Source organism: Aeribacillus sp. FSL W8-0870, assembly GCF_037963755.1.
Classification (GTDB): Bacteria; Bacillota; Bacilli; order Bacillales; family Aeribacillaceae; genus Aeribacillus; species Aeribacillus composti.
Genome location: NZ_CP150165.1, coordinates 3,079,506 through 3,093,584 on the forward strand (window position 1 = coordinate 3,079,506; position 14,079 = coordinate 3,093,584).

Below are 14,079 nucleotides of genomic sequence, written 5' to 3' on the forward strand. Positions count from 1 at the left end.
ATTGCTTCAACTCCTCATAGTTAAATAAAAATGCTTACTGACTATAGTCCAATATGGAAGCATCGGCAATAAAAATGCCCGTCTTTCAAACGAAGACAGGCATAAATCATAGATCTTTCAATTCATTTTCAACAAGCTTCTGTATTCTTTTCATCGCTTCCGAATCGATTTCCTCTATGGCAGCAGCCGCTTGCTCCAAAGATTTGCTGTATTCATAATTTCTGAACAACTGTTCAGCTTCTTTTAATTTTTTATCAAGGCCCGAATACGTGCTGCGGTATCGATTACCGTATTGTATTAATCTTTCGACTAAACAAACTTGGGCAATGATCTCATCTGTGTTTTCTTTTAATTGTTCGATGATGCTCACAGCATCGTTTAAATACGTTTGGACTCGATCCATATCGAGCGGAATTTCTTCAAGCGCATTGCTGACCTTTTCAAACGATTGCTGAGCAGTTTGTAATTGCTCCACGAAGCTTTCCGGAAGGCCGGGAATGTTGTTTTTTCGAATCGCCCGTTTAATCTCAGCCATCATTCGCTTTAGTTCTGCTAATTTGTCGCGCGCGTTTAATTCATCCTTTCTCAATGCCTGAAGCATCGAATGCCATTCGTTGTATTTTTCCTTTGCTTGATCAATTTGCTTATTAAAACTTTCCAGTTCCTCCTGTAAAACGGAATACGCAATATTGGAGTTCTCTATGCTTGCCAAAATATGCTTGTAATGATTTTTCAGTTGGTTCATCAGTTTATCCAACTCTTTTAGCTTGTCGACATCATCATTTGACAGCTGGTAGCTCTGCTGTACAAGACTGACTTGTTCTTTTAAATCATTTTTTTCCTCTAATAAAGATTGCAGCTTTTCCCCGGTTTTTTCCGCTTCTTGTCTTACATATTGGCTCGCATACACTTCCTTCTCAAGCATTTCGTAAATGTTATCAATCGTTTCTTTTATGGAATCAAGACCCATTTTCACGTCTTCTGTCTCTGCTTCACTTAGCTTCTTTTTCAAGCCCTGCATTTTTTCCTCGATATGCGAAATTTCTTTTTCAACTTCCAAATGCTCAAGCTTGTAGCCATCCTCGAGCAGTTTTTTATACCCTTCTTTCAATTCGGAAATCTCGTTCGGCACAATCATTTGACATTCAGTTAAAAGCTTTGGAATCTCCTCTACTTTTAATTGGAGTGCTTCAAGCTTCTGTTTTTGTTCATCCAAAATTTCCTTCGCTGTTACGTAATTTCCTGAGTTCATTTCCTCATCAAATTTTTCCATTGTATGTAACATTTCATATAACTCTTTTTCCAGCCGTTCATACGCAGTTCCAAATGTATGGCGATGGGAGAGCAGTGTTTTTTTCAACTCTTTTAGCTGCTGTTTGACTGCTTCACCTTCTGTCTTATTATTGCTTTCTGTTGCAACAAGATCGTTAATGTGCTGAACAATGCCGGCTATTTGTTCTTCTATTTCTTTTAAAACCAATTCAATATGTAATAAAACTTCTTTTGACTTTTTAAAGCGGTATTTTTCAGCATATTCCTCCGCTTCAAACAGAAGCTCTTCCACATTCGGAAGCCTGCTAGTGACGATATCATCCCAATCTTTTCGCCAGCGTTCAAACAATTCTTCTGTTTCTCCACTCATGATTAATTCTTTTACTTTGGACAGTTCATCTGTTATGGACTGATTCATAATGTCTATTTTCCAAGCTTCAAGACGGTCTACTTCTTTATAAATATTTTTTCGAAATCCATAACCGATTCCAAATAGAAGGAAAATCAATAAAATTAATACAATCACAACTTCCATTATGAGCCCCCTCGGTCCGTTTCACTTTCTTAAAGGGTATATATATATTTTAAACGACGTTGTCGAAAAAACTTTCAAAAGAAAATAATGTGTTCTCAATGTATTTATGATACCATGATAACGACATTTTTTGAGCAAAATTTTTAATTTTTTCACATAAATCTCGACAAACTTGAGGTGATTTCTATGAAAAAAGATGGACATGTTCACACCCCTTTTTGTCCCCACGGTACGGACGATTCATTTGAATTGTATATTGAAACTGCCATAAAAAAAGGATTTTCTGCTATAACCTTTACAGAACATGCTCCATTGCCGGAAGGGTTTGTTGATCCAACTCCCGATAAGGACAGCGCAATGCCCTTCAGTGATATCGACCGCTACTTGTCTATTTTGCTAGACTTAAAAAAACAATATAAACGCGATATCGATATTCATATCGGTTTAGAAGTAGACTATATTAACGGTTTTGAAAGAGAAACAGCGCAATTTTTGGACAAATACGGTCCTTTTCTTGATGACAGCATTTTGTCCGTACATTTTTTAAAATTAAATGGACAATATTATTGTGTAGATTTTGATGAACATACGTTTCAAAAAATGGCGGAGCTTTCAGGCGGCATCAATCATTTATACGAATTATATTATGCGGCAGTATTAAAAGGGGTTGTTTCAGATCTTGGAAAGTATAAGCCGAAGCGGCTTGGACATATTACGCTAATACACAAATTTCAAAAGCTTTTCCAAGCCACATTTGATGAAAAGCCTTATATTGAACAGATTTTTGCTGAAATGAACAAAAGGGGGATGGAACTCGACGTCAACACTTCCGGTTTACGAAAAGCCTTTTGCGGAGAAATTTACCCGCCAGAGGATATTATACAAGCGGCCAAAAAACAAAGCATCCCTCTCGTTTATGGTTCTGATGCCCATAGCGCGAAGGATGTAGGCAGCGATTTTCCACTTTTTGAAAAAATGGTTTAGTCATTTGATTGTTTTTCGTTTTTCTGAAAAAGTATTTGTTCCAGCCATGAAACCAGCTGTTTACTATATTGCTTGACAAAATAATCTTCGTACGGATTAATATGCAAAACTTCATACATGTATTGAGGCTGTAAAAACGGCATATTTATTAAGCTTTTGAATTGTACTAAAAAATGGGGAATGTCTACTTGTTTAAATTGGTTCGCTCGCATCCCTCGTTCAAGCAGGTTAAGCAAATAATATTTTTCTTTCGCTAAATAAGTCATCATCACCTGGCGAATGAGAGTCGAATCAAGCGTTACTTCTCGGTGGACAAAACGGGCAAGCCGGCGGTTTTCATATTGATAGCGGAGAAGTTCTTCAACGATTGCCATAAGAGAGAGTTTTGGAGATTCTGTACATTTTTGATAGCATTGATCGATTACGTCTAAATAACCTTCATAAAACTTGGACACTAAATGTTCCAATAATCCGTTTTTTCCTTTAAAATAGTAAGAAATATGGGCGATATTTGCATTGGCCCGTTTGGCAATTTCCCTAACCGATGTTCCGGTGTAACCTTTTGTATTAAAAAGGAAAATTGCTGCATCAACGATATTTTCTTTCGTAACAGTGTTCGTTTTCGTTTGCAAGTGGATCACTCCTTTTGTTGATGGCTGTTAGAAGTTTTCTACCCGCAACGATATTTTCCTGCTATAATTTCTCGACAAAGTTCGTACTTACTTGTCATTTTGAAAAAGAAAGTGAGGAATTTCCATGTTTGTCGTCGAAAGCTATAATGGAACAAAAGAAGAAAATTATGAGCTTGTGTTAAAACAGCTTACAGCATTGATTGAAGGGGAACAAAATGTCATAGCGAATTTAGCTAATGCATCCGCCTTGTTGAATCAATTTTTGTCAGAAATCAATTGGGTTGGTTTTTATGTAAAAGACGGAGATGAGCTTGTTCTCGGACCTTTTCAGGGGCTGCCGGCATGCGTCCGAATTCCTATTGGCAAAGGTGTATGCGGAACGGCTGCTTTCGAAAAAAGAACGGTGAGAGTGGCTGATGTAAATGAGTTCCCTGGACACATCGCCTGCGACGCGCGATCACAATCGGAAATCGTTGTCCCGCTTATTAAGAACGATGAGGTAATCGGTGTGTTAGATATTGACAGCCCGATTAAAAACCGATTTGATGAAATAGACCAAAGATATTTAGAAAAATTTACGAATATTCTTACAGAATACCTTTAATAGCCTTGTTTTTCAAACGCCGGAAGTCGTGAACAGGTGGAAATGAGCATTCAACTTTTGAACCCTTTCAAATGATATAAAAAAGGGTCCCTAGTTACGATCTGTCAAACGATTTTAACAAATCAAAGCAATACCTAGGAACCCTTTATGCTCTTTTTTGGTCTAAAACCGATACTTGATTTTTTCCATTGCGCTTTGCCTGATACAAGGCATCATCTGCTCTTTTAAAAAGAAGGGCAGGCGAATCATTTTTATGGGCTGCATCCCAACAGGAAACACCGCATGAAACTGTTACAGGCGGTTTCGTTGATTTCCGCACAGCTGAAACAATTCTGTTTGCCACTTCACATCCGATTTTTAAACCCACTTTAGGAAGATAAATGGCCAGCTCTTCTCCGCCCCATCTAGCTCCTACATCTTCCTCCCGTATGTTGTTCCCTATAGTTTTAGCAATTTGAATAAGCACTTTATCGCCTACTTGGTGGCCATACGTATCATTGATTTGTTTAAAATTGTCTACGTCTATTAAAATTAATGTGCCTCTTTGGTCTTCTTTAAACGATTGATGAACAACCTCGTCAAAATATTTTCTATTAAAAAGATTTGTAAGCGGATCTGTGATCACGAGCAATTCCAGCTTTTCCCGAAGCATGGAGTTCGTAAAGGCGAGTGTAGAATGAGACACAAGCGATTCCATTAATTTGTACATATCAAACGTGAAGGAATACGGTTCTTTACGCAGCACAACAGCAAATCCGATGATTTTTTCACTGTCGATCATCGGAACGGCCATTATTGATTTATAAACGGCTTCCCCGAGAATGGAATTGGAAATATCGCCAGTGAATACACTATTTTGCTCCAATATATTTTGTGCAACCCAATCAACGTAAGCCTTCGATTCATCTGAATGGAAAAACGATGTACTTTCTGAAAGCATGTTCCATTTTTTATTTTCATCAAAAATAAAAAAAGCGGCCTCATCTGCAGAAAATGAACGAAGCATTCTTTTAACCATGTATTTCATCGTATCTGAAATCCGCAAGTTTTTATTAATTTTTCGAGCCGTATCATTAATGAGCTGCAAATCGTTTACATGCTGCTTCGACTGTTCATACAGCTTGGCATTTTCCAGCGCTTTGCCGCCGGCCTTTGCCACTTTTTCGATCATATCGATTACGTCATCGATTTGTTCAATATGAAGTGGGATATGTACATCAATTAATCCATAAACACCCTGTCTTCCTGCAATCGGGACATAAATATAGAGCCCGTTTGACGAGCTTCTTACGACCATATCGCCTTTCAAAAAGGCTGTCATAGCTTCCTCATACTGATCTATTTCCTGCTCCAAATTTTTCACAGGAATTTCATGTCCTAATGAATAATCCATTGGCAAAATGAAATGGCATAATAGGTCGGGATACATTTGCCTCAAAGTGTTATAAAGCTTGTTTAACACTTCTTCTTCTTTCATAATGGAATAAAGTTCATCAGTTAATAAAAACAATTGATAATATTTTTCTTTAAGCGTTTTTTGCAAATATAATTTTTTTCCGTGAAAAAACATGGCAAAACATATTTTAGAAATTTTTTCTAGTTGTTGATTAGAAAGTTTGTGAAGTACACGGCCTCCTCTGAATTCCAACAGCATTTTTGGAGAGGATTCTGCCGAATACTGCAAAAACAATCGTCCTTTTTCTTTGTAAACTACAAATTGTTCATCGTCTTTGAAGCTAAATGATTTCGAAGCACCTTTTACATCGTCATTGCTCGAGTATTGGCATAAAAAAAGATTCGAACCGATCTCTTTCCAAATCGACACATTTTGAAGATTAAATGCTTTGATTAAAATTGCAAACATTTCATTAATAAATTCATCGAAATGCTGCCTGTCCGAATCATTCATAAGTAATCGGAAAAATAAGTTTTCAAAATGATCCCAATCCATACTCCACCACCTATAACCGGGAAAATAGACCTTATTACTTTAATAGTATTATAACATGAAGCACATTTTTTTTTTTGTGAAAAAATTGGTATTTTTTTCACAAAAAATAGAAATGAATGTGTGAAGTTCGTCGGATTAAATATTCCTTTTCGCTGACAGCAAAGGAAATAATCTTGACACCGCTCATTTAAAATCATATAATGATCGTTGTGTAAAATATAGCAGCCTAAGGATTCGACAATTATGATGTCATTTTGTTCCTCAAATCTGAGGTGTACCGTGTAACTCTCTGCTGCTGGAGCGAAGGTACATGAAAACAAAATGTGCATAATTGAGAGAATCAGTCTGTTTGTATTTTACAATCGAAAATACAAAAGGAGGAGCAATATGTCTCGTTATACAGGTCCTACATGGAAAATTTCCCGCCGTTTAGGCATTTCTTTGAGCGGCACAGGCAAAGAGCTTGAAAAACGCCCGTATGCACCTGGTCAGCATGGTCCAGGCCAACGGAAAAAACTTTCTGAATACGGCTTACAATTGCAAGAAAAACAAAAGCTTCGCCATATGTACGGAGTTAACGAACGTCAATTCCGCAATACTTTCGTAAAGGCGGGCAAAATGCCGGGTATTCACGGTGAAAACTTCATGATCCTTTTAGAGTCTCGTTTAGATAACATTGTTTATCGTCTTGGCTTGGCTCGCACTCGCCGTCAAGCACGCCAATTGGTTAACCACGGCCATATTTTAGTGGATGGAAGCCGCGTGGACATTCCGTCTTACCAAGTAAAACCAGGCCAAACGATTTCTGTCCGTGAAAAATCCCGCAACCTTCAAATCATTAAAGAAGCGGTTGAATTAAACAACTTTGTTCCTGAATATTTAACATTTGATCCGGAAAAGCTTGAAGGAACATACACTCGTCTGCCTGAACGCTCTGAATTGCCTGCGGAAATTAACGAATCGCTCATCGTCGAGTTCTACTCTCGTTAATAAAATTAGATTGTATAATTCAGTATTTAAAACCCTGAAACCCTTGAGAAGCAAGGATTTCAGGGTTTTTTTGTTTCAATTTAGGTTTTATCATAATTTGATCATAATGTATTATTTTGGGGCAAGTGGGGAAGCTTTTGGAGCTACTTTTTATAAAAATGCGGACAGATGCTGAATTATTTTTATATACACGAAAGTACCAAAATGAGATTTAGAACCTGTGGAAATCTTGAAATCGTATCAGTAAATTCAGATCTATCACGATTCATAAAATGTATGTGCATAGTAAAACGTTTTATAACTTAAAATTTTCCCTATTTTTAACCAATTCTTTTTAATCACATAAAATACACGGGACATTTGCTCTATTGAATTTAAACACAAACACCTTACAAAAATTATTTAGTTTTGTGCCTGCATGCCATATCGTTGCAGAAAAAAGCTTGAAGACTCACTTCTTAAAACAAAAAAGGAATTGAGTGCATAATGAAGAATATTTATATACGGCAATATTCTATTAGATTTATTTGTAAAATCCCAATAACAAATGCTTTCTACAGCTGGTGAAATAATATCGATTAACGATCTTCTAATGAAATAGATGCTGATACATCGGATGACGAAGCAAAATTTGAAGTAGGAATTTAGTTCTTTACTCAAATTTAAAATTAAAAGTTGATGATGAGTAAGAAATCAATTTTTTAAAGGGGCTGTCCGATGAGTTTCTAAAATGAAAGATTTTGGAGAAATACTACTGTGAAGGACAAAAATAATTGAATAAAATTTGTAAATGTTCTTCATAGAGGCAATGAAGCCCAACAAGAAGCAATTGTATGTGCTGAATGTCCGTCAGAAAACTTTTGAAGAACCAATTCAGAAAGAGGGAGCATAAGAAAAGTCCTTCATAAGACTTCTGAAGGATATAAAAAGATAGAAAAAATGGTCTGCCCGATAAGTCCCTAAAATGAAGGGGCTCGAAAAAGTCAGTTAACCCTGACTTTTTCGACAGCTCCTAGTTTCTTTGAATATTACAGTATTTCACGCAGGGGGGGACGATATATTGGATGATTTTAATTTGATTATATTCTTATGGAGAACTTCATTTGTTATTTCAATAATTACATTTATAATTGGTTTACTCCATCGTTCTTGGCTGTTTATGCTTATTAGTACTGTAACATTTTTACCAGTTGCATATTATTTTCTCGGTGCGTTAAACGCATGGCGGTTAGTTGGATATATACCAATTTTATTATTTTCACTTACAGTCCTGTTCTGGTTTCTTAAAAAAAGAAATAAGAGCGGAGAGAAAATAAAACGATAAGATCTTCCTCTTCAACAAAAGTATTTGAATAGATAAATGCAAAGATTGACCATAAAATTTGGCCAATCTTTTTTGCATAACCGTGTTATGAAAAAACAAGTGGAATATTGAAAAATCCAAGATTTAACATTCAATTGTCTTTCCTTTTCCCAAACCCTACTGCAAGTCCTAGAAAAATATACGCATAGGACAGGATGATTAATTCCAAAAAGCCAAATTTATGAAAAATAAGTGAATCCGGAGCTTTTTCATCGATATAATCCCCCTTGCCAACCATATAAACCCCGACCAAGAGATAGATCACAATGGATATTGCCAAAAATAATTTACCGAATATAGTAAAACGAAATTTAGAAACAACTAACGCAATTATCATCCAATATCCTAATCCAAGTAAGACTAAAAAAATTGAAATATAATATGGCTCGTAAACAGCCAATTCACTAATTTTCATTGTTATCGTTCTCCTTGATTCCTTTATTATGGATTACATCCTTATATCCCGTCTCCACGGCTCCAAATTCCTTGGGGATTTCCAATTTCAATTCTCTTTCCTTTTCCCAAACCCTACTGCAAGTCCTAAAAAAATGTACGCATAGGACAGGATGATTAATTCCAAAAAGCCAAATTTATGAAAAACAAGCGCATCAGGTGCCTCCTCATCGATATAATATCCTGTTCCTACCATATAAGCTCCGACCAATAAATAAATTACAATGGATATTACCAAAAAAATTTTACCGGAAATCTTAAATTGATATTTGGAAATAGCTAATCCTATTAAAAATAAATAACCTAAACCGAGTAAGATTAACAAGATGGATATATATGTAGGTTCATAAACACTTGGTTCCATAACATTCATAATCATCTACACTCCTTCTCACAAACAAAAGTGTTCCATCATTCTCTAAGTTTGGGGCATCGACAGAAACCGATAGCTCCGAGCCCGCTTCTTGATCGTCTATGTCAATTTTCACTTCAAATCCATCTTGCCGAGAGATCACCTCTTCCCCCTTCTCCGCAGTCGGAACTGTTTCTAAATCTTCAATTAAATCACAGGGCAATTCGTCATATATACAGGCGATGATAATTGTCTGAAGATTACTTTGTGCATTTACTGGAAAACTCGTATAAAAATAAGGGCAAAAAAGTGCAATGAAACCAAACAAATATTTTTAATTTTCATATAATTACCTGAATCCGTGACAAAACATCTTTACAATGGTCGCAAACCGTTGATACGATAAGGGAAAACGACGTTGACGATTCTTCATCAAGTAGGTGATGTGATGAAAGATTTCCCGATTCGGTTTGTATTGACAGATGAAGCGATTACCCCAAGTGCTGGGCTTGCTCTCGTTGGCTACTTACTCCATCGAACGAAACTGGATAAACGGGTAAACGCACTTCGGCTTCCAACGGTTCGTCGAGAAGTGCACATTTCCCATAGCGATGTCATTCGCTCGATGATTGGCTTGCTTGCCACAGGAAAAACGGATTTCGATCATATCGAAGCGTATCGTCAGGACGATATCTTTTCGGCATCGATGGGGATTCAGCACGTGCCTTCCTCTCCAACCTTGCGACAACGACTCGATCAGCTCGCTTGTCTTCCGATGACCGAAACGATTCTTTGGGAGGAGTCCATACGTCTGTTGATTCAACGACATGCCACTTTGTCCCCTTGTTGGACCAAAGGAAAGACGACATGGCTTCCCCTTGATATAGATGGTTCCCCATTTGACAACTCCGATACGAAAAAAGAAGGAGTCAGTCGAACGTATAAAGGATTTGACGGTTTTACACCGTTGTTTGCGTATGCAGGGAAGGAAGGGTATCTCGTTCATGCCGAGTTGCGTCCAGGGAAACAACATGTGCAAGACAACATGCCCTCGTTTTTAGTCACCGCTATCCGTCGAGCTCGTCAACTGACTTCATCTCGTCTGCTTGTTCGCATGGATGCAGGAAACGATGCAGAAGCGAATGTGCACGTATGCCTAAAGGAAGACGTGGACTTTGTCATCAAGCGAAACTTACGCCGAGAATCGAAAGCGCTTTGGTTCCAGATCGCTTCGCAAAAGGGCAAACGTGTCGATGATGGACAAAGCGAAGGAGTACAAACCTATGAGCTATGCCTTCCACAGAAGGCAGCGATCGATGGAAACACGTATACGTACGTTCAAGTCACCCAAGTGACGGAACGGACGATGGAACGCAATGGACAGCTGATGCTCGTTCCTGATTATGAAGTGGAAAGCTATTGGGTGCGGCTCAAAGGATACGAGCATGTTCGAATGAGCGATGTGCTCGCGTTGTATCATGACCATGCGACATGCGAACAGTTTCATAGCGAACTGAAGAGCGACTTAGATTTAGAGCGGCTTCCATCTGGGAAGATGAAAACGAATGCGCTCGTGTTGGTCATGGGAGCCTTCGTTTACAATCTTCTTCGTCTGATTGGACAAGATCTATTAAGCGATCCGAGACATCCGTTGCACCACAAAGTGAAACGCCGCCGCATCAAGACGATTATTCAGACGGTGATCACGATGGCAGGGCGACTCGTCCGTCGATCACGACAGATCTGGATGAAACTGACGCGAAGGAGTGGCTATAGCGAGCCCCTACTGAACGTCTATCAGAAATGGAGAGAGGCAAGATAACGAACGAATGTTCGGGAACTGATGTCCAACGTCACTCCCTGTGCTTTTTTGTCTATTTTTTTGGTTCGTATACCTAAAAAAGAGATTTGTTCCATTTTCGGAAATAGAGATGACATAGGTCATAAGCATAAAAGGGGTTTTATGGATTATCAATCCATCAAAATTACAACAAAATCAAAGTCGATTTCAATTCATCACGGATTCAGGATAATTACCTATATAACTAGTATTTTACAATTAAAATAAAATTTGACAAGCTTTTCTTTATTGATAAAGGGTGGTTGCCGATTGATCAATCGATTATATCGCTAAATACTGAAACGATTCAAAAGTCCATTGTAAAAACAAGTATACGCTCTTGGATTGAACAAGAAATAGAACTTTTATTAGAGGAATATCCAGATAAAACAATCATTTTATTACTAGATTCTGTATTTCGTTATAATCAGAAATGGGCCGAGCTTCGAAACGAAAATGTAAGCCTTTATGAACTTCCTTTCCAAAGTGATCTATTAAAGTACAATAATCGGATAAAAGTAATCCGGATTAATACTACAGAGGAAGTCCCTTACTATGATATTACAGACGATAAGAAGGAATTTACGAAAAAATCGGGTCTTTTTCGAGATGAAAAAGGAGTTTACTACAGTATTGGAATAAGACCGGAATCTTTACAGTCAAAAAATGACGCTGTAAAAGTTGATATCCCACATCAATTAATCGGAAAGCAAAAAAATGTAGAATTGATTATAAGCGGGGGGCATTCACAGGAAGAAAGGGATCGCTTAGCTCTTATGTGCCATAATTTAAGAAGAGCTAATTTAACCTATGACGCTTCAACAAAATTACCGCTACCAATGCATTGTTTAGAGACTTTAAAGGATTATATTGAAATTTTTTTAAAACTAACATGAATAGTGTAGGGCATTATAGCTGAGCTTATAAATCATTTCGTTGGACCAGAGAAAAAAGATGATGGTGAGTTTACGTTAATGATGTTGAGTTGATGAAGAATGTTTACCACAGAAGCTGTTTGGGCTTCTGCTTTTTGTTTTTGTGACATGATTCGACAATTCATTCCTTTCTCAAACATTTCTTTGATCACAAAAAATTCCCCCGCGCTATCACGAACCATAGCTCCTCTTATGGACACTATGGTTCTATTGTAAGTGGGGAATTTTATCACAGCTATATTGGCGATTTTATCATCAGCTTTAACAACCTAACTGATAAAAACGTATCATTATATTTTTACCTGTTGGTTTACGTTCCACAGAGATACATCCTCTCGATTTTATTGTAGAGACTTAACTAAGATGTGTCCTGGAAAACTATATTAACTCCATTGATTGTTATTTTACTTTTTAATTTTTAAATAATTCTTTGATAAAAGTCGTATTTTGTCTTTTAATGTAAAATACTGAAGGTTATAATGAAAAATAGATTTTTAAGTATAAAAATGATGCTTTTCAATATAAATAGTTAAGAAAATTTATCAAAGGTGATCGTATGAAACAAAAGCTTATACATTTGAAAGATCGACTTAACGATCTAAGTAGACGGAATCGATCTATACGAATGTTGAAACTTTACGATAAATGGGCTTTTGATATCAGTTATCAGTAGCATTGCATTAAGTTAATTTTAATTTGTCAAGCCCAATTTTATGTTAAATTTCATCTTTTTGGATATAAAAAAACTCCTTATAATTAGGATTGGCAGTCCTATCCAAATCCTAAGAATAAGGAGAAACCATTATGGATAAGAATACCACAGAATCCACAATAAATGAACTATTTAAAGAGATCGATCCAATAACTTTTTCAAAACTAATTAATGTGATTGACGTTGACAAATACATTAAAAAATTAACGGCGTATAAGTTTTTACAACTTTGTATCATCGCTCAGTTAAACGAATTGGAAAGCTTAACAAAATTGGCCAAACATTTGAAAGACAAGGAAGAGTTGCAGACATATCTGGAATTTGATGCAATTAGTACTTCGCAACTTTCTCGCAAATTAGGCCAATTATCCCCTCAACTGTTTGAAAAAGTATTTAAATATCTGGTCTTAAAGATCCAAGGGCAAATGAAAAATGCCCCGATCATCCGAAACATTGGTCGTCTTCTGGTCATTGATTCTACCACGATGAGCATGAGTTTGAGCCAATATCCATGGGCAACTTTTCGTAAGACAAAGGCTGGTGTTCGACTCCATTTAAAGGTTGTTGTAACGAAGGATATCACTGTTCCGGATCAAGGGATTATCTTACCCGCGAAACATGCCGATCGCACACAGATGGACGAACTCATTGAAATCGATCCAAATGCGATTTACTTGTTTGATCGAGGGTATGTCGATTACAAACAGTTCGACCGCTTATGCCGAGAAGGGGTGCGATTCATTACCCGGCTTAAAAAGAACGCAGAGATTGAAGTTTTATCGGAACGGATTCCCAATCCAGAACGTTTGATTTATAGGGATCAGATTGTCATTTTAGGAAATGACCGTAATCATACCAAAATGACTCATCCTCTCCGATTGATCGAAACGGTCGACAGCGAAGGGAATCCCGTGATCATCATAACCAATTGCTTTGATCTTTCTGCGGAAGAGATTGCAGATTTATACCGATATCGCTGGAAGATAGAGACCTTCTTTAAATGGATGAAACAGCACCTTAAGATAAAAAGATTTTATGGAAAAAGTCAAAATGCCGTTTACAATCAAATTTGGATCGCCCTAATCACCTATTGCTTACAGGCCATGCTCCAATTAAAAGTGAATCACGATGGTCCTTTATTAGAGATCAAGCGAACTTTACAGAATCTGCTTTTTAAAGGTTTTGACTGTTTTGTTCGCTCCCTTTTTAAAAAGCCAATTCGAACGTCCAACGGTCGGAAAAAATACCATTGGGAAAAAGATTTTGAAACCATCGTGTACCAATTTGAAGAAGGGGAGGTGGAACACCTAGACGATTTAGTTTATGATCCAATGTTTCTGTAATATATTACCAAATTGTGGAAATGGACTGCCGATTAAGACGTCATTGTCCTTTTAAGCTTGCTTAGAAAGATTGTATGTCTGAATATTCAGTTACATGAAATAACTGGAATTTT

The 14,079-nt window shown here is 37.1% G+C and carries 13 protein-coding genes; 6 read left to right on the forward strand and 7 right to left on the reverse strand.

The window, feature by feature from the left end:
* Positions 1 to 106: 106 nt before the first annotated feature.
* A complete protein-coding gene (gene ezrA, locus NSU02_RS14965; protein WP_339193215.1) occupies positions 107 to 1,807 on the reverse strand; it encodes a septation ring formation regulator EzrA in 1,701 nt (566 codons plus the stop codon).
* A 186-nt stretch (positions 1,808 to 1,993) separates the two neighbouring features.
* Between ezrA and hisJ the strand changes: the two genes are divergently transcribed.
* Positions 1,994 to 2,791 (forward strand): histidinol-phosphatase HisJ, encoded by a 798-nt coding sequence (gene hisJ, locus NSU02_RS14970; RefSeq protein ID WP_339193216.1) that lies wholly within the window; start codon positions 1,994 to 1,996, stop codon positions 2,789 to 2,791.
* On the opposite strand, the gene refZ is transcribed toward hisJ, so the two are convergent.
* On the reverse strand, positions 2,788 to 3,423 hold the full coding sequence (gene refZ, locus NSU02_RS14975; protein WP_327856529.1) for a forespore capture DNA-binding protein RefZ: 636 nt from the start codon (positions 3,421 to 3,423) through the stop codon (positions 2,788 to 2,790). The two genes, hisJ and refZ, sit on opposite strands and share 4 nt — an antisense overlap.
* 124 nt (positions 3,424 to 3,547) lie before the next feature.
* Here refZ and NSU02_RS14980 point away from each other — a divergent pair, with 124 nt between their 5' ends.
* Positions 3,548 to 4,027 (forward strand): GAF domain-containing protein, encoded by a 480-nt coding sequence (locus NSU02_RS14980; protein WP_144597835.1) that lies wholly within the window; start codon positions 3,548 to 3,550, stop codon positions 4,025 to 4,027.
* Positions 4,028 to 4,172: 145 nt separating this feature from the next.
* Here the strand turns inward: NSU02_RS14980 and NSU02_RS14985 are convergent, their stop codons facing one another.
* Positions 4,173 to 5,978 (reverse strand): sensor domain-containing diguanylate cyclase, encoded by a 1,806-nt coding sequence (locus NSU02_RS14985; protein ID WP_339193217.1) that lies wholly within the window; start codon positions 5,976 to 5,978, stop codon positions 4,173 to 4,175.
* 387 nt (positions 5,979 to 6,365) lie between these two features.
* Here NSU02_RS14985 and rpsD point away from each other — a divergent pair, with 387 nt between their 5' ends.
* On the forward strand, positions 6,366 to 6,968 hold the full coding sequence (rpsD, locus tag NSU02_RS14990) for a 30S ribosomal protein S4 (protein WP_063387361.1): 603 nt from the start codon (positions 6,366 to 6,368) through the stop codon (positions 6,966 to 6,968).
* Positions 6,969 to 8,422: 1,454 nt separating this feature from the next.
* On the opposite strand, the gene NSU02_RS14995 is transcribed toward rpsD, so the two are convergent.
* The 3 genes from NSU02_RS14995 to NSU02_RS15005 form a co-directional block, all read right to left on the reverse strand.
* Positions 8,423 to 8,746 (reverse strand): hypothetical protein, encoded by a 324-nt coding sequence (locus NSU02_RS14995; RefSeq protein ID WP_144597833.1) that lies wholly within the window; start codon positions 8,744 to 8,746, stop codon positions 8,423 to 8,425.
* Between the two features lie 87 nt (positions 8,747 to 8,833).
* Entirely contained in the window at positions 8,834 to 9,157 is a 324-nt protein-coding gene (locus NSU02_RS15000) for a hypothetical protein (protein ID WP_339193218.1), read from the reverse strand.
* Positions 9,129 to 9,299 (reverse strand): hypothetical protein, encoded by a 171-nt coding sequence (locus tag NSU02_RS15005; RefSeq protein ID WP_339193219.1) that lies wholly within the window; start codon positions 9,297 to 9,299, stop codon positions 9,129 to 9,131. The genes NSU02_RS15000 and NSU02_RS15005 overlap by 29 nt, the downstream gene beginning before the upstream one ends.
* A gap of 285 nt (positions 9,300 to 9,584) precedes the next feature.
* Here NSU02_RS15005 and NSU02_RS15010 point away from each other — a divergent pair, with 285 nt between their 5' ends.
* Positions 9,585 to 10,958: an IS1380-like element ISGsp2 family transposase gene (locus tag NSU02_RS15010; protein WP_044899598.1), complete on the forward strand. Its 1,374-nt coding sequence runs from the start codon at positions 9,585 to 9,587 to the stop codon at positions 10,956 to 10,958.
* Between the two features lie 281 nt (positions 10,959 to 11,239).
* On the forward strand, positions 11,240 to 11,872 hold the full coding sequence (locus NSU02_RS15015; RefSeq protein WP_339193220.1) for an RNaseH domain-containing protein: 633 nt from the start codon (positions 11,240 to 11,242) through the stop codon (positions 11,870 to 11,872).
* A 32-nt stretch (positions 11,873 to 11,904) separates the two neighbouring features.
* Here NSU02_RS15015 and NSU02_RS15020 read toward each other — a convergent pair whose 3' ends face one another.
* Positions 11,905 to 12,093, reverse strand: coding sequence for a hypothetical protein (locus NSU02_RS15020; protein WP_339193221.1), 189 nt, complete (start codon positions 12,091 to 12,093; stop codon positions 11,905 to 11,907).
* 622 nt (positions 12,094 to 12,715) lie between these two features.
* Between NSU02_RS15020 and NSU02_RS15025 the strand changes: the two genes are divergently transcribed.
* Complete coding sequence (locus tag NSU02_RS15025; RefSeq protein WP_339192832.1) at positions 12,716 to 13,966, forward strand: IS4 family transposase; 1,251 nt, start codon at positions 12,716 to 12,718, stop codon at positions 13,964 to 13,966.
* Positions 13,967 to 14,079 lie beyond the last annotated feature (113 nt).

Excerpts from the sequence above, each read along its gene's own strand:
- ezrA (WP_339193215.1), bottom strand. The coding sequence starts at position 1,807 with ATGGAAGTTGTGATTGTATTAATTTTATTGATTTTCCTTCTATTTGGA.
- hisJ (WP_339193216.1), top strand. The coding sequence starts at position 1,994 with ATGAAAAAAGATGGACATGTTCACACCCCTTTTTGTCCCCACGGTACG.
- NSU02_RS14980 (WP_144597835.1), top strand. The coding sequence starts at position 3,548 with ATGTTTGTCGTCGAAAGCTATAATGGAACAAAAGAAGAAAATTATGAG.
- NSU02_RS14985 (WP_339193217.1), bottom strand. The coding sequence starts at position 5,978 with ATGGATTGGGATCATTTTGAAAACTTATTTTTCCGATTACTTATGAAT.
- rpsD (WP_063387361.1), top strand. The coding sequence starts at position 6,366 with ATGTCTCGTTATACAGGTCCTACATGGAAAATTTCCCGCCGTTTAGGC.
- NSU02_RS14995 (WP_144597833.1), bottom strand. The coding sequence starts at position 8,746 with ATGAAAATTAGTGAATTGGCTGTTTACGAGCCATATTATATTTCAATT.
- NSU02_RS15000 (WP_339193218.1), bottom strand. The coding sequence starts at position 9,157 with ATGAATGTTATGGAACCAAGTGTTTATGAACCTACATATATATCCATC.
- NSU02_RS15010 (WP_044899598.1), top strand. The coding sequence starts at position 9,585 with ATGAAAGATTTCCCGATTCGGTTTGTATTGACAGATGAAGCGATTACC.
- NSU02_RS15020 (WP_339193221.1), bottom strand. The coding sequence starts at position 12,093 with ATGGTTCGTGATAGCGCGGGGGAATTTTTTGTGATCAAAGAAATGTTT.
- NSU02_RS15025 (WP_339192832.1), top strand. The coding sequence starts at position 12,716 with ATGGATAAGAATACCACAGAATCCACAATAAATGAACTATTTAAAGAG.